General features: G+C 64.1%; 13 protein-coding genes. 4 read left to right on the top strand and 9 right to left on the bottom strand.

All coding sequences use genetic code 11. From position 1 onward, the window contains the following. Nucleotides 1-7: 7 nt before the first annotated feature. The 4 genes from modC to DFR48_RS16845 all read right to left on the bottom strand — a co-directional run bounded on the left by modC (nucleotide 8) and on the right by DFR48_RS16845 (nucleotide 4,899). Nucleotides 8-1,093, bottom strand: a complete 1,086-nt coding sequence (gene modC / locus DFR48_RS16860; protein WP_114364384.1) for a molybdenum ABC transporter ATP-binding protein — start codon at nucleotides 1,091-1,093, stop codon at nucleotides 8-10. Next, a complete protein-coding gene (gene modB, locus DFR48_RS16855; RefSeq protein WP_114364383.1) occupies nucleotides 1,090-1,782 on the bottom strand; it encodes a molybdate ABC transporter permease subunit in 693 nt (230 codons plus the stop codon). Before modB ends, modC begins: the two co-directional genes overlap by 4 nt. Before the next feature lie 26 nt (nucleotides 1,783-1,808). Beyond that, on the bottom strand, nucleotides 1,809-2,603 hold the full coding sequence (gene modA, locus DFR48_RS16850) for a molybdate ABC transporter substrate-binding protein (protein WP_114364382.1): 795 nt from the start codon (nucleotides 2,601-2,603) through the stop codon (nucleotides 1,809-1,811). Nucleotides 2,604-2,712: 109 nt separating this feature from the next. Beyond that, nucleotides 2,713-4,899, bottom strand: a complete 2,187-nt coding sequence (locus DFR48_RS16845) for a DUF1217 domain-containing protein (RefSeq protein ID WP_170141911.1) — start codon at nucleotides 4,897-4,899, stop codon at nucleotides 2,713-2,715. Nucleotides 4,900-5,169: 270 nt separating this feature from the next. On the opposite strand from DFR48_RS16845, the gene DFR48_RS16840 reads away from it, so the two are divergent. Next, the gene (locus DFR48_RS16840; protein ID WP_112691608.1) at nucleotides 5,170-5,736 is read left to right on the top strand and encodes a DUF6101 family protein; all 567 of its coding nucleotides are present in this window, start codon (nucleotides 5,170-5,172) and stop codon (nucleotides 5,734-5,736) included. A gap of 110 nt (nucleotides 5,737-5,846) precedes the next feature. Here DFR48_RS16840 and ubiA read toward each other — a convergent pair whose 3' ends face one another. The 5 genes from ubiA to DFR48_RS16815 all read right to left on the bottom strand — a co-directional run bounded on the left by ubiA (nucleotide 5,847) and on the right by DFR48_RS16815 (nucleotide 11,338). Then, nucleotides 5,847-6,800, bottom strand: coding sequence for a 4-hydroxybenzoate octaprenyltransferase (gene ubiA, locus DFR48_RS16835; protein ID WP_114364554.1), 954 nt, complete (start codon nucleotides 6,798-6,800; stop codon nucleotides 5,847-5,849). Between the two features lie 140 nt (nucleotides 6,801-6,940). Next, nucleotides 6,941-8,197 carry a cyclopropane fatty acid synthase gene (locus tag DFR48_RS16830; protein ID WP_114364380.1) on the bottom strand — a complete coding sequence of 419 codons (1,257 nt, stop codon included), beginning with the start codon at nucleotides 8,195-8,197 and terminating at the stop codon, nucleotides 6,941-6,943. Between the two features lie 144 nt (nucleotides 8,198-8,341). Then, the gene (locus tag DFR48_RS16825) at nucleotides 8,342-10,654 is read right to left on the bottom strand and encodes a Tex family protein (protein WP_114364379.1); all 2,313 of its coding nucleotides are present in this window, start codon (nucleotides 10,652-10,654) and stop codon (nucleotides 8,342-8,344) included. Nucleotides 10,655-10,719: 65 nt separating this feature from the next. Then, a complete protein-coding gene (locus DFR48_RS16820; RefSeq protein ID WP_114364378.1) occupies nucleotides 10,720-11,118 on the bottom strand; it encodes a type II toxin-antitoxin system HicB family antitoxin in 399 nt (132 codons plus the stop codon). Between the two features lie 25 nt (nucleotides 11,119-11,143). Further along, nucleotides 11,144-11,338, bottom strand: a complete 195-nt coding sequence (locus DFR48_RS16815) for a type II toxin-antitoxin system HicA family toxin (protein WP_114364377.1) — start codon at nucleotides 11,336-11,338, stop codon at nucleotides 11,144-11,146. Nucleotides 11,339-11,484: 146 nt separating this feature from the next. On the opposite strand from DFR48_RS16815, the gene purD reads away from it, so the two are divergent. The 3 genes from purD (at nucleotide 11,485) to DFR48_RS16800 (ending at nucleotide 15,496) form a co-directional block, all read left to right on the top strand. Further along, nucleotides 11,485-12,756, top strand: a complete 1,272-nt coding sequence (gene purD, locus DFR48_RS16810) for a phosphoribosylamine--glycine ligase (protein WP_114364376.1) — start codon at nucleotides 11,485-11,487, stop codon at nucleotides 12,754-12,756. A 122-nt stretch (nucleotides 12,757-12,878) separates the two neighbouring features. Further along, complete coding sequence (locus tag DFR48_RS16805) at nucleotides 12,879-13,346, top strand: plant virulence effector HPE1-like domain-containing protein (protein WP_114364375.1); 468 nt, start codon at nucleotides 12,879-12,881, stop codon at nucleotides 13,344-13,346. Between the two features lie 317 nt (nucleotides 13,347-13,663). Then, a complete protein-coding gene (locus DFR48_RS16800) occupies nucleotides 13,664-15,496 on the top strand; it encodes a methyl-accepting chemotaxis protein (RefSeq protein WP_114364374.1) in 1,833 nt (610 codons plus the stop codon). The last annotated feature ends 238 nt before the right edge of the window (nucleotides 15,497-15,734 follow it).

Raw genomic sequence — 15,734 nt, 5'->3', positions numbered from 1 at the left:
ACATTCGTCACGCCTGACGGAACAGGCCTTCGGTGGCGATCGACACCGCCTTGAAGAGAAGGTGGACGGGCTTTCCCGGTTCCAGTTCGAGGTCTGCAGCCGAGCGGCGCGTGACTTCGGCGACGAGCCGCTCACCATTGCAATCGACCGTCACCATGACGGAATGGCCGGAATCAGTAAGCGCCGCCACATGCCCCGAAAGCCGGTTGAGGGTCGATATGCCGTCCGGCAGCGTCGTCGCAAGAACGATCTCGCTGGTCGGCACGAAGACGCGGATATGCGTGCCGACCGCCATATCGGCCTGACGCAGGAAAAGCGGTCCGGCGCGACTGTCGGCGAGCGTCAGCCCCTCGTCGGGGCTGTGGCCGGTCACGACGGCGTGGAGAAAGTTGCCCGGCTGCAGGACGCCCGTCGCCGAGGGAACGATGTTGAGCACCTCGTCCGGCGCTCCGATCGCGGTGGCCCGGCCGCCGGCGAGCACGACCACTCGGGTCGCGAGGCGGGCGACCTCCTCGATCGCGTGGCTGACATAGAGGATCGGGATGCCGACCTCGTCGCGGATGCGCTCGATGTCCGGGAGGATCGCCGCCTTCAGTTCATTGTCCAGCGCCGAGAGCGGCTCGTCCATCAGGAGCAGCCGCGGGCTCGTCATCAGGGCGCGCCCGAGCGCCACGCGCTGCTTTTCCCCGCCCGATAGATTGGCCGGCCGGCGGTCGAGCAGGCGGCCGATGCCGAGGAGATCGACGACGCGCTCCAGCGACTCGCGGCGCTCGGCGGCCGGCGTGAAGCGCCGGGCGTAGGCGAGATTCTGCCGGACGGTCAGGTGCGGGAACAACCGTCCTTCCTGGAAGACATAGCCGATCCGCCGCCGGTGCGGCGGTACGAAAAGCCCCAGTTCCGCATCACTCCAGATCTCGCCGTCGAAGGCGATCCGCCCCTCCTGCGGCCTTTCGAGCCCGGCGACGAGATTGACCAATGTGGTTTTTCCCGAGCCGGAGGGACCGAAAAGGGCGGTCAGGCCGGCGCCGATTGAGAGATCGGCGATGAGTGCGAAGCCATCGCGGCGATGGCGGACGTCGATGCGCAGCCTCATTGCGCCCCCGTGCCGGCGGCGAGGCGGCGCGCCAGAAGCTCGGAGGCGATCACGGCGGTGAGCGAGATCACGATCGACACGAGTGTGAGCCGCATCGCCGCGAACTCGCCGCCGGGCACCTGGGTATAGGTGTAGATCGCCGAGGCGAGCGTCTGGGTCTCACCGGGAATGTTGGAGACGAAGGTGATGGTCGCGCCGAACTCGCCCATCGCCTTGGCGAAGGCGAGCACCGCGCCGGCGACGATGCCCGGCACGATCAGCGGCAGAGTCACCGTGACAAAGACCCACGCGCGGCTGGCGCCGAGCGTCGAGGCGGCCGCCTCCAGCCTGCGGTCGACATTGTCGAGCGAGAGGCGGATCGAACGCACCAGCAGCGGAAAACCCATGACGCCGGCGGCGAGCGCCGCCCCGGTCCAGCGGAAGGAAAAGACGAGGCCGAACCACTGGTCGAGAAAGGCGCCAACCGCCCCCTTGCGCCCGAAGGTCAAGAGCAGGAGGTAGCCGGTGACGACCGGCGGCAGGATGAGCGGCAGGTAGACGATGCCGTTCAGGAGCGCCTTGCCGAAGAACTTGCCGCGCGACAACAGAAGGGCGACAGCCACGCCGGCCGGCACGGAAAAGGCCACGGCTGTCGCCGCGACCTTCAGGCTGAGAAGCATGGCCGTCAGTTCTTCCGGCGATAGCGTCACGGCGGCGTTACCCTCGGTCTCCGGTGTCAGTTCGTCTTGGCAAGCACCGTGAAACCGGCAGCCGTGAAGCGATCATAGGCCTTCGGCGACTGAAGGTAAGAGAGAAATGCCGCCGCATCGGCGTTTTCCGCATCCTTGAGCACGGCGGCCGGATAGACGATCGCCGGATGGCTGCCTTCGGGGAAGCGGTCGATCACCTTCACCTTCGGATCGGCCTTGGCGTCCGTCTCGTAGACGATGCCGAGCGGCGCCTCGGCGCGCGAAACGAGGAGGAGCGCGGCGCGGACGTTTTCCGCCTGGGCGACGCGATCCTTGACGCTGTCCCAGACGCCGAGATTTTCGAGCGCCGCCTTGCCGTAGACGCCGGCCGGCACGGCATCGGTATTGGCCATGGCGAGGTGTCCGTCGCCGAGGGTGCTTGCAAGCGGGAAGTCCTTGCCGATCGAAAGCGAGACTGTGCTGTCGGAAGGAGCGATCAGCACGATCCGGTTGCCGAGCAGGTTCACGCGGGTGCCTTCGGCGAGCAGACCCGCCTTCTCGACGTAATCCATCCACTTGAGGTCGGCCGAGATGAAGAGGTCGGCGGGCGCCCCTTCCCCGATCTGCTTGGCAAGTGCGGAGCTGCCGGCGAAGGAGAGCGTGACCTCCCCGCCCGTTTCCGCCTTCCAGTCGGCGGCGATTTCACCGAGCACATCCTTGAGGCTCGCCGCCGCAAAGACCGTCACGGCATCGGCCGCCGACGCGGCAAGCGGCGAAAGGAAGACGGCACCGGCGACGACCGCTGCACCGAGAAGACGAGATGCCCTTGCAAAGACTTTCATTTGTGAAACCCCTCTGATCATCGATATATTCCGGTGGATATATCGGTAACTGATCAAAGGTCGACGCGCAAGGGCCGCACCACAGGCGGCGCGCGACCCGAAGCTGGGATCAGGCGGGCCTCAAGGCAGCGAGAGACATCAGGAGATCGCCGCTGATGCCGGCGCTGCCGTCGCCGAAAACCCCGAGCACCGGATCGGTCGTGGAATTCTCCATGTCGTACATGGCGGTGAAGCGCTGCAGCAGACGCTTGACCTTGTCGGGATCCTGCATCTCGGAGAGATCCAGGTTCTTCTTGACGATCTTCGCCTGCACGTCGACATCCATGCTGGAGAACTCGGAGGAGAAGCCGTAGGTCACACGGAAGACCTCAAGCAGCGCGCTGTCGGCAATCAGCCCGTAGGCGTCGGTGAGCGTCGGCGCCATCCGCTCGAAATAGAGGGCAAGGCGCACACCCTCGTTGCTCTCGCCTTCACTCTCTTCGAGACTCTGCCGCAGGTACTTGTGGGCGGTTTCGAGCGCCGTACCGCGCTGCTGCACGGTCCCGACGGTCTCGCGCGTCAGATTGCCGTCGCCATCGAAGTTGAAGGAGGCCAGGAGCTCGGCCCAGTTCTCGTCCGTCTGCTGGTTGACGAAACTCTTCTTGTCCTCGAGGTCGGACGAGAAGATCTGCTTCAGGAAGTCGTTGGACACGTTGGCCGGATCGAAGCCGTAGGCACCGAGCACGACATCCATGACCCGCCGGTCGGCTAGGAGATCGCCGACGGTGCGAATGCTCTGGATCTTCTCCTGATAGTACGTGGTCTCCTCCTGGGCAGCGGTCTTCGCCTTCGTCTTGTCGTCACCCTCGAGGAAGCGGATCTTGTTGACGATATAGTCCTTCGCCGTACGGGTGATGGTCAGCTGGTTCTGTGCGAGAAGAGGCACGTCGGCATCGCCGTTACCGTCGAAATTGAAAGCCTCGGCGAGTTTCACCAGACGCTCGTCCCGCGACCTGTTGGCATAACTCGTCGGATCGGTGGCGTCGCTGGTCAGAACCTTGCGCAGTTCGGCGTCGGTGAATTCACCGGCCTCGATGCCGAAGGGCTTGAGCAGGATCGGGCGCAGCGCCGCATTGCCGAGCAGGACGTCGACGTCGGTGAGATCGGAGAGCTTCTTCTTGTAATAGTCGATCATGCTGTTCATCCGCTCGACGTCCTTGTCGTCGTAGAACTCGGCATAGGCCGAATTCGTCTCGATGAGCTGGACGTCCTGCTGGGCGGCGTAGCCGGCCTTGACGTTGCCAGACGTGTCGAAGTTGAACTTCTGGGCGACCGCCACCCAGGCCGCGCCGCCGTTGGTGACGGCATAATTGTTCGGGTCGGTGAGATCGCTGGTGACGATCGACTTGAAAACCGACGAGGTCATGGTGGCGTCGAACTGGAAGGCCGTCTTCACGTAGTCGAAGAGGCGCGGATCCGAGGTGAGTTCGGTGACCGAGGTGATGGTCGCCATCTTGGCGGCGTAATACTTTTTCTCCCGCGCGAGCGTGTATTCGGACACATAGTTCTGTGTTCCGTCGACATAGAGGTAGACGGTCGCTTCCTTCTGGTCCGCCGTCTGGGCGGTTGCAGCCGAAAGGCTTCCGTCGGCATTGAAATTGAATGCCTGTGCCATCTTGAGAAATGCGGCCGAGTTGGCGGCGTTGTTGGCGACCAGTTGGTTGACGTAGCTGTTCGGGTCGGACGTGTCGCTCGTCAGGATTTTGACGAAGTGGTCGTTGGTATAATAGCCGCGGTCGATGCCGTAGGCTTCGAGGACATAATCGAAGAGGCGCTTCGACTTGACCAGCTGGTCCGCACTGGTGACGGTATCGATCGCCGTCTCGTAGTATTTCGTCTCCGTTTCGACGTCCCCGGCGAGATCGACCTGGGCCTGTTTGTATCCGTCGATGATCGCCGTTTCCTGCGCATCCGTCTGGACATCCTTGATCTGCCCGACGAACTGGAAGGCGAGCGCGAAATTCCGGTAGCGCTCGTCGGTGAGCTTGTTCGCATAGCTCTCGGAATCGTTGAGGTCGCTTTCAAGCACCTTCTTCATGAAGGCCTTGGCATAGGTCATGTCTTCGAGGCCGTAGGCCTTCATCGCATAGCTGTAGAGCCGGTAGTCGTCGAGGAACTCGTCGACCGACGTCACCTTGTCGATGTTGTCCTTGTAATAGGCGGCGAGCCGCTCCGTCTCGGCATCCGAGGCGACACGGTTGAGACTCGACTTCAGATCCCTGGTGACGAGGTCGTAGCTGAGATAGGTGGAAACCACGGCGCAACTCCCGGACGAGAACACTGGCGCGGCCACCATGCCTGCCGAGCCTTGCCCCGGGCTTTAGGCGCACACAGGCGGCCACTTGCGTTCACGTTCTCGAAACCCTGAGCCGTTGGACTTCGCTAACCATCTGAGGATGCAAAGTTTTCTTAACCGCAATTTTTAAGTTGCCCGGAAGGGGGTGCGACTATCTTCCCGATCAGAGGACGCAAAGTCCCGAAGCGATGGCCATGACGGCTCTCGAGGTAGAACAAGGGTAGAATGATGATGACGAACACGGTTATGAAGCCTGCCTGGGCAGGTGCGACGCTGAGACTGGATCCGTCCCGTTTCCCGCATCAGATCACTTACGCATTGCGCGAAGCGGCCGGCGATGTCACGATCACCATTGACGAACGCGGCGCCATTCTGCGAAAGGTCTTGCCTTCGAGCGGATTGCCGCTCTCCTTCGCCCTGCCGGCTCGCGCTTTCAAGGGCGTTGCAGCGCGGGCAATCGACCATGGAGACGGAGAGGTAACGGTAACCTTGGAACTGCATCACGACGATCCGGACCTGTGCATCCCGCTTTTGGTGGCACACGACCTCTGCGATATCGCGGCCGACTGGCGCGGATGGGCGGACGCCTTCCGGATCCCGATGCTGATGGTCGAGGCCGACGGCGTTGCCCGCCCGCTCGAAGAGCATCTCGGGGACGTCAAGGCCCGCGCCACCCAGCCGCGCCGCCGCCATTCCTATTTCGCCCAGCGCCGCCCGCGCTTCCTGGTCCGCCGCTCGACCGGCAGCCTCGGCGTGGCCATGAAGATCTCCGGTAAGGAAATCATCGCCCGCAACTGAGCGAAGGACCGGTCATCCGGTTCTTTTCGAGACAATCAGGCAACCGCCCGGACACAAGGCCCCGCTCGTCACGATACGGGGCCTGTTTCGTTTCGGGCCAGCGACTCCCGTCAGGCGAAGGGTAGCGCGGCAAGGAGCCCGATGAAGATGATCGCGCCGACCCGGCTGTTGGACTTGAAGAGCGCGAGGCACTGTGCCGCATCGTCGATGTCGAGCACGGCGATCTGGTAGGCGAGCATACCGCCCGCAACGAGGAGGCCGACGAAGGCGAGGAAACCGGCCCCGGCCGCGAAGAAGGCGGCGGCAAGCAGGAGAAGGGTCAGGCCGTAGAGGCCGACGAGCCAGGCGCGGGTATTTTCGCCGAAGAGCCGGGCGGTGGAGCGCACGCCGATCAGCGCATCGTCCTCCTTGTCCTGATGGGCGTAGATGGTGTCGTAGCCGATCGTCCAGGCGACGGCGGCGGCGTAAAGCAGCACCGCCGGCAGCGACAGCGATCCGAAGAGCCCGGCCCAACCCATCAATCCGCCCCAGGAGAAGGCGAGCCCGAGGAAGAACTGCGGCCAGTCGGTAAAGCGCTTGGCGAAGGGATAGATCGCGACCACCGCAAGCGAAAGCACCCCGAGGCCGATCGCAAAGCCGTTGAAGCACAGGAGGACGAAAAGACCGGTGAAAGCCTGCGCCGCCATGAAGAGCTTCGCCTGCAGGCGGCTGACGCGGCCGGAGGGGAGCGGGCGCGACCGGGTGCGGGCGACCGCCATGTCGATCTCGTGGTCGACGAGGTCGTTATAGGTGCAGCCTGCCCCGCGCATCGCGACCGAACCGATGAAGAAGAGCGCGAGGTGGAAGACGAAGAGCGAGACGCTCAGCCGCCCCTCCGCCTGCAGGACGTTGGCGGCGAGCGCCGACGACCAGAAGCAGGGCCACATCAGGAGCTGCCAGCCGATCGGCCGGTCCCAGCGCGCAAGCTGTGCATAGGGCCAGGCTGCGCGCGGCAGGATGCGGTAGACCCAGTTGTCGGAGGGCGCATCCGCGACGCGCCCGGTATTGTCGGCGAACGTGTTCATGCCGGATTGATAAACCAAAGCCCGGCGGAAGGAAACAAGAGCGCTCCGCCGTTCGCACACTCCCTGCCCTTCCCCGTGCCGGCCGGCGGTGCGTCGGCCGGCACTGGGCTGTTTACGGGATGGCGGCCCGGCCGTCCTCCTCAGTACATCACCTTCTCCAAGGGAGGACGGGCGGCGTCGAAGTCCGCGAGGGTCGCCTCGCGTTCGGCCATGTAGCCGCGCGTGTCGGGAACCGCGAACGTGTTCCTGACGATCTGCATGTGGAAGATGAAAAAGCCCTGATGCGTGAACGCCATCTCCGAACCGGCGAGATAGAATTCCCACATGCGGAAAAACCGCTCGTCATAGAGCCGGACCGCCTCCTCCTTGCGAGCGAGGAACCGCTCCCGCCAGTGCCGCAGGGTGCGGGCGTAGTGGCGCGGCATGATCTCGATGTCACGGATGAAGAGACCCGCCTTCTCGACCGCCGGCAGCACCTCGGCGAGCGAGGGAATGTAACCTCCCGGGAAGATGTACTTCTCGAAGAAGGCATTGTTGACGAGCGGCGGTGTCGGTTGGCCGATCGAATGCAGCAGCATGACCCCGTCCTTGTCCAGCAGCTCGGCCGCCTTGCGGAAGAACCGGCCGTAATTGGAGGGGCCGACATGCTCGAACATGCCGACCGAGACGATGCGGTCGAAGGGCTTCGCCTTCATCGTGCGATAGTCCTGCAGCTCGAAGCGGACGCGGGAGGAGAGCCCGCGCTTCTCGGCCCGTTCACGCGAGACGCGCAGCTGTTCCGTGGACAGCGTGATGCCGGTCACGTCGACGCCGGAGGATTCGGCGAGATACATCGCCATGCCGCCCCAGCCGGAGCCGATTTCCAGCACGCGCTGACCTTCGCCGAGCAGCAGCTTGGCGGCGATGTGGCGTTTCTTGGCGACCTGAGCCTCTTCCAGCGAAGTCTCCGGCGTTTCGAAATAGGCGCAGGAATATTGCCAGTCGGCGTCGAGGAAGAGGTCGAAGAGCTTGGCCGAGAGGTCGTAATGATGCGCAACGTTGCGCCGGTTGTGGTTGACGGGAAGGAGGCGCTGCAGGCGGGTGAGCGCCAGCCGGGCTACCCCGCGCCAGATCATGCCGAAACTCAAGTCCTCGGCAAGCGTGTTGGATTTCACGAGCGCGAGGAGATCGTAGATGTCCCCCGCGTCCATGACCATGCGGCCGTCCATGTAGATTTCGCCGAGCTTCAGCTGCGGATCATCGACGAGTTCGTCCTCGGCCTTCTCGTCGGTGAAGCGGATGGCGACCGGTTCGCCCGTCCCGTCTCCGTACGTCCTGGATTGCCCGTCTGCGGTGGTAGCGGTCAGTGTACCGGTTCTGATTATGCGATTCAGTAATCCCTCAAGCTTCGAGGTCATTCCATGCCCCCAATCTGCTATCAACGAATATGAAACGAGAAAAAATCTAACGCTTTTATCGGCTTGGACAAGCGCGAGATTATTATCGATGCTTCATATTTCTTGAAGCCGGGGACGGGCGGCACCTTTGCGCCGCCCTCTGCCTCACTTCTTGCGGAAGGCTTCCGCCAGTGCTGCGCCGAGGCTGCCCTGTTGGGGGCGTGCCTCCTGCCGGGTCTGCGGCTTGCCGCCGCCGGGACGCGACGGGCCCGATCCGCGGTTGTCACGGGCAGACGGCGGCGGCGCCTCGCCTCCGTCCTTGCGCATGGTGAGCGCGATGCGCTTGCGCTTGACGTCGACTTCGACGACACGGACCTTCACGACGTCGCCGGCCTTCACCACCTCATGCGGATCCTTGACGAAACGGTCGGCGAGCTGGGAGACGTGGACGAGGCCGTCCTGGTGCACGCCGATATCGACGAAGGCGCCGAAGGCGGCGACGTTCGTCACCGTTCCCTCGAGCAGCATGCCGGGCTTCAGGTCGGTGATCTCGTCTACGCCCTCGGCGAAGGTCGCGGTCCTGAAGCTCGGACGCGGGTCGCGGCCGGGCTTTTCGAGCTCGGCGATGATGTCCTTGACGGTCGGCAGGCCGAACTGCTCGTCGATGAAGGTCCGCGGGTCAAGGTTTCGCAAGGTGGCGCTGTCGCCCATCAGCGTGCGCAGGTCGCGGCCGCAGGCGGCGACGATCTTCTTTGCCACGCCATAGGCCTCCGGGTGGACGGAGGAGGCATCGAGCGGCTCCTTGCCGTTCGGGATGCGCAGGAAGCCGGCGCATTGTTCGAAGGTGCGCGCACCGAGACGGGACACCTTGAGAAGTTCCTTTCGGCTCTCAAACGGGCCGGTCTCGTCGCGGTGGGAAACGATCGCCTCGGCGATCGAATTGGAGAGGCCCGAAACGCGCGCGAGCAGCGGCGCGGAAGCTGTGTTCAAGTCGACGCCGACGGCGTTCACCGCGTCTTCGACCACGGCGTCGAGCGAGCGGCCGAGCTTCGCCTGGTCGACGTCGTGCTGGTACTGGCCGACACCGATCGACTTCGGCTCGATCTTCACCAGTTCGGCGAGCGGGTCCTGCAGGCGGCGCGCAATCGAGACGGCACCGCGCAGCGAAACGTCGAGGTTCGGGAACTCCCGCGCCGCCGTCTCGGAGGCCGAATAGACCGAGGCGCCCGCCTCGGAAACGATCACCTTGGTCGGCTTCGGCGCCGGCATCTGGGCGAGCATGTCGGCGACCAGTTTCTCCGTCTCGCGGCTGCCGGTGCCGTTGCCGATGGCGATCAGCTCGACCTTGTGCTTGCGGATGAGGCTCGCCAGCTCCGCCTGCGTGCCGCGAACGTCGTTCTTCGGCGGGAACGGGTAGACGGTGGTGGTGTCGACGACCTTGCCGGTGCCGTCGACGACAGCGACCTTCACGCCGGTGCGGATGCCCGGATCGAGCCCCATGGTCGCGCGCGAGCCGGCGGGTGCAGCGAGCAGCAGATCCTTCAGGTTACGGGCAAAGACGTGGATCGCCTCTTCCTCAGCCCGCTCGCGGAGTTCGCGCATGAGATCGAGGGAGAGCGACATCGACAGCTTCACCCGCCAGGTCCAGCCGGCGACCTCCATCAGCCAGCGATCAGCGGGGCCCTTGTCGGCAATGGCGAAGGCGGCAGCGATCATCCGTTGCGCCGGTTTGACCGGCGACGGGTCGTCGCGATCAGCCTCGATTGCGAGCGTCAGCACTTCCTCGTTCCAGCCGCGCAGCATGGCGAGCGCCCGGTGGCCGGGAACCGTCGCCCAGCGTTCGGAATGATCGAAATAGTCGGCGAATTTCTCGCCCGCCTGTTCCTTGCCCTCGACCACCTTCGAATAGAGCAGCGCCCGGTCCTTGAGGTCGTTGCGCAGCCGGCCGAGCAGGTCGGCGTTCTCGGCGATCCCTTCGGCGACGATGTCACGCGCGCCCTCGAGCGCCGCCTTCACGTCCGGCACCTCGTCGCCGAGATAGGCTTCGGCGAGCTTCGCCGGATCGGCCGTGCGGTCCGCCCATATCGCTTCGGCGAGCGGCGCCAGGCCGCGTTCGCGGGCGATTTCGGCGCGCGTGCGGCGCTTCGGCTTGTAGGGGAGATAAATGTCCTCCAGCTCGGCCTTGGTGGCGACGCCTGCGATCTTCACGGCAAGCTCGTCAGTCATCTTGCCCTGCGAGGAGATCGACTCGACGATCGCCTTGCGACGCGCGGCGAGCTCCCGCAGGTAGATCAGCCGTTCGGAAAGGTTGCGCAGCTGGGTGTCGTCGAGGCCGCCGGTCACTTCCTTGCGGTAGCGCGCGATGAAGGGCACCGTCGCGCCTTCGTCCAGCAGGCCGACGGCCGCCACCACCTGGTCGGGGCGTGCACTGATCTCGGCGGCGATGATCGCGGAAATGGATTTGATGTCGTCGGCCATGGGTCTTCCGTCTCGTCTCGATGGAGGCGGGACCATAGCGAGGGAATGCGGCAATGCAAGCCTCGCTAGCTTGCCAGTTTCCGCCTCACGGCCTCGGCAATGAAGCCGGAGCGAGTATAGCCCTGCCGCTCGGCTGCCTTGTTCAGCCGGGCCAGCAAGTGTTCTTCCATCGTGATCGTGACCTTCACGGAGCGGCCAGGAATATCCACAGGCAGAAGCGTCACGAGTTCGGCTGTGGCGAAGTCCTCCCCGAAGGCAGGCTCGGCCTGCAGTTGCTGCAGGCTACGGAACTCCGGAAGCTCCTCACCATCCCGGAGCATTGCCTCGATGTGAAGATCAAGCGCCTCCTTGCCGTCCAGCAGAAGCTCGTCCAGCGAGGTCGCCGCCGAAACACACCCCGGAAGATCGGGAAAAGAGAGCCCGTAGCTGCCGTCCTCTCTATGTACCAGCGCAACTATCTGCATTTTCAATGTCCCTGTATCATCGCTGTCACCTTGGCGGCCACTCCCAGCCGGCCTGCCGACAGATCGAGCGAAGCGTGCCGACCGGAATATCCCGTTTCGGATGTGGCACCGTCACGCGTCCGGGCTTGGTCGGATGCTTGAAGTGCTTGTGGCTGCCTTTCTGCGCAACCTCAAGCCAGCCCTCCACCTGCAGTCGCCTGATCACATCGCCACTGTTCAAGGCTCGCCTCCAATGTATGTATTTATACGTACATTGGCTTCAACCGTCAAGGAAACGCGAAATCTACCGCCACCGGGACGTGGATGCTTGACCTTTCGCCCCCCTGCCCTTAACGCCCGGCTATCAAAGGATTTCGGAGACGAGCGATGAAGGTTCTGTTGATCGGGTCGGGCGGGCGCGAACATGCGCTGGCATGGAAGCTGGCGCAGTCGCCGCTGATGGAGGCCTTCTACGCCGCACCCGGCAATCCGGGCATCGCCGAGCATGCGGTGCTCGTCGCCCTCGACATCGACGATCATGGCGCCGTCACCGCCTTCTGCAAGGAGAAGGCGATCGACTTCGTCGTCGTCGGACCGGAAGCGCCGCTGGTGGCGGGACTTGCCGACGTGCTCCGCGCCGCCGGCATCGCCGTCTTCGGGCCGTCCGCCGCCGCCGCCCAGCTCGAAGGCTCGAAAGGCTTCACCAAGGATCTCTGTGCCCGCTTCGATATTCCGACCGGCGCCTATCAGCGCTTCAACAATGCGCCGAAGGCGAAGGCCTATGTCCGGGCCCAGGGCGCGCCGATCGTCATCAAGGCGGACGAGCTCGCCGCCGGCAAGGGCGTGACGGTTGCGATGACGCTCGACGAGGCGCTGGCGGCGATCGACGACTGCTTCGAGGGCGCTTTCGGCACAGCCGGCGCCGAGGTCGTGGTCGAGGCCTTCCTCGACGGCGAGGAAGCGAGCTTCTTCTGCCTCTGCGACGGCAAGCACGCGCTTCCGCTCGCCACTGCCCAGGACCACAAGCGTGTCGGCGACGGCGACACGGGCCCGAACACCGGCGGCATGGGTGCCTATTCGCCGGCCCCGGTGATGACGCCCGAAATGGTCGAGCGCACGATGAAGGAGATCATCGAGCCGACCATGCGCGGCATGGCCGAGATGGGCACGCCCTTCAGCGGCGTCTTCTTCGCCGGCCTGATGATCACCGCGAACGGACCGGAACTGATCGAATACAATGTCCGTTTCGGCGATCCCGAATGCCAGGTGCTGATGATGCGGCTGAAGAGCGACCTGCTGCCGCTGCTTTACGCCACCGCGACCGGCACGCTCGACCAGGTCTCGGTCGAATGGATCGACGATCCGGCGCTCACCGTGGTGCTGGCTTCGAAGGGCTATCCCGGCGCCTACGACAAGAACACGCCGATCGAAGCCATGCCCGCGGAGACGGCTGGCGCCAAGGTGTTCCATGCCGGCACGGCGCTGAAGGACGGAAAGCTCGTTGCGACCGGCGGGCGCGTGCTGAACGCGACGGCGACCGGCAGGACGGTCGCCGAGGCGCAGGCGCGGGCCTATGCGCTGGTGGACCAGGTGGCGTGGGAAAACGGCTTCTGCCGCCGCGACATCGGCTGGCGGGCGATCGCACGCGAGAAGAACTGATCCATTTCGCGGTTTTCAGGACGGAAAACGCGAAATTCGGTCAATATTTACCATTCCTCCTGACCGGATATCAACAAAGCCGGTCTAGCCTCCCCGATAACAGCTCGGGGAGTGCTTGTACCATGCGTCGTCTGATCCTGACCGCAGCCGCCATCCTGGCCACCGGCCCGGCCATGGCATCGTCCGTCGAAGTCATCCACGCCGTTCCGCGCGCGGAGAGCCACAGCGTCGAGGTGATGCACTGTCAGGATTGCCCGCCGCCGGCCGCCGTCAAGAAGAACGCCTATGTCGTGCCGACGCTTCCCGCCGGAGAACAGAAGGCGGAAATCAGGGACGTGGACGGCGAACGCAAGCTCATCCGCACCGAAGCCTGGATGGGCGGCTCCCCCGTCGTCTTCGTCAACAAGGCCGACGGATGGGCAACGAACGGCTCGATCGTCACCGCCGCCATACCGGGCGAGGACCGCGGAAGCGACGTCGGCATCGACGTGACAGCCACCACGGCTGCCGTCGGCGGTGAGGCCGGCGCCGCAACCACGACCGGACCTGCCATGCTCGACACGTCGGGTTTCGAACTCAGGCTGCCCTGACGCCTGCTACGAGATCCCCCGCCCCACAACCGCACGATCCAGGTTGAAGGGCATCCGCCGCAGCGACTGCGGACAAATGCGCCCGGACAGCCGTCCGGGCGCATTGCTTTCCAGCCTTCCGGAAACCCGATGCAACACGTTGATCATCCAAAGGTATAAGTCCGTCGCGAATTAGGGGAAATTTCATAGTTACATCGATATTTGTCGATATCGAGTGCGATGCAGCACATGACGGGCGCAGGAGGCGCCGACTGACCGTCGGTCGAAGCTGCAATCCCCATCCAGGCAGCGGAACCGGCCCCTGTCTGAGAGGCACGATGAAGAACCTTAGAATTTCCAGCCAACTTATGGTGCTGATCGGCGGGCTGATGCTCGCCTTCGCTATCGCCACCTTTTTTCAGATCCGCGCATCGAGTGACGCAATCTACAGCGAGCGTTACGAGATGCTGCGGACACAGACCGAGGCAGCGGTCTCGGTTCTCAAGCGCTATCACGACCTCGAGGTGAAGGGCGAGCTGACGACCGAGGAAGCCAAGGCGCAGGCCTACGACGTCGTCGCCAAGATGCGCTACGAGCCCGACGGCTACATCTTCGGTTACGACTACGACGTCAACCGCGTGATCTATCTCGATGGAAAGGGCATCGGCAAGAATTTCGCCAATGTGACCGACAAGTCGGGCAACAAGTTCCTTGTCGAAATGGTGCAGAAGGCCCGCCAGGGCGGCGGCTGGACCACCTATGAATGGCCGAAGCCGGGCATGGCCGAGAACCAGCTCTCCCCCAAGGCCGCCTATTCGACCACATTCGAACCCTGGGGCCTGATGATCGGCACCGGCGCCTATCTGGACGATCTCGATGCAACGGTCATGAAGAGCGTGATGGACGCTCTGTTCATCGGTATGGCCGTCTTCGGTCTCGGTTCTGCCGCAGCGTTCTTCGTGATCCGCGGCATTACAAGGCCGCTCACGGCCATCCACGACGCGCTGGAAGCCGTCGCCGACGAGAATGTCACGGTTACGATCCCGCATACCGACATGCGCAACGAGGTCGGCATGATGGCCAAGGCCACGCTTTCACTGCAGGACAAGGTGCGCGAGCGCCATGCCATGGCCGAGCGTCAGGAGGCACAGGACCGCGAGCTCGACAGCGAGCGGCAGCAGAACGCCGCCCTGCAGCATCGGGAAAGCGAGCAGCAGGCACACGTCGTCGCGACGATCGGCGTGGCCCTGGAAGAGCTTGCCGGCGGTGACCTGACCATCCGCTGCGGTGATCTCGGCCCGAAATACGCGACGCTTCGCGACAACTTCAACGAAGCGCTCTCGCATCTCGAAGCGGCGATGTCGAAGGTGAACGCCAAGGGCGTCGACATCGGCGGCTCGAAGGAGGAAATCCGTCGTGCCTCCAACGAACTCTCCCAGCGCACCGAGCGGCAGGCCGCCAACCTCGAGGAAACCTCGGCAGCCCTCGACGAGCTTACCGTCGCCGTCCGCCAAACGGCAGACGGTGCACAGGAGGCCGCCAAGCGGGTCAATACGGTCTCCAGCGAAGCATCCCGCTCGGACGCCGTCGTCGCCGAGGCGATCAACGCGATGAGCGGCATCGAGAAGTCCTCGATCGAGATCGGCAAGATCATCGGCGTCATCGACGAGATCGCCTTCCAGACCAACCTGCTGGCGCTCAACGCAGGCGTCGAGGCAGCACGTGCCGGCGAAAGCGGCAAGGGCTTTGCCGTCGTCGCCCAGGAAGTGCGCGAACTCGCCCAGCGTTCGGCCGCCGCGGCGAAGGAGATCAAGGACCAGATCTCGCATTCGACCGGCCAGGTGCAGAACGGCGTGCAGCTCGTCGGCCAGGCCGGCGAGGCGCTGAAGCGGATCTCCTACCAGATCAAGACGGCGAGCGACATCGTCTCGAAGATCGCCCATTCGGCGGTCGAACAGGACACAACGCTGCGTTCGATCTCGTCGGCGATGAACCAGCTCGACGCGGCGACCCAGCACAACGCCGCCATGGCCGAGGAAACCACCGCATCGGCCGAGGCGCTCGCCAACGACACCGAAGAGCTGCTGACCCTCATCCGCAGCTTCAAGGTCTCCGGCAGCCAGGGCTACGGCCTGCAGCGCGTCGCACAACAGATGCGCATGGCGAGCTGACGGCTGTCCAGATCACGTCAAACGGCCGCCGGAGCGATCCGGCGGCTTTTTTCGTTGCGGGGCGCTTTTCTTGTCCCCGTCAGCTTCCCGTCAGATACCGGTCAGGCAACCGTCAGCCAGTGTTGAATATACATAATCCCATCTTCAACACGGAGGACTGACCAATGAAGACCTACATCGCAGTATTCGCCGCCCTTCTCGCCGCTTCCACTTCCTCGCTGCTTTCCGCGCCTGCCAT

It is taken from the genome of Ciceribacter lividus (genome assembly GCF_003337715.1).
Classification (GTDB): domain Bacteria; phylum Pseudomonadota; class Alphaproteobacteria; order Rhizobiales; family Rhizobiaceae; genus Allorhizobium; species Allorhizobium lividum.
The sequence above is the reverse complement of the archived record's forward strand: the minus strand, read 5'-3'. Positions and strand labels throughout refer to the sequence as shown.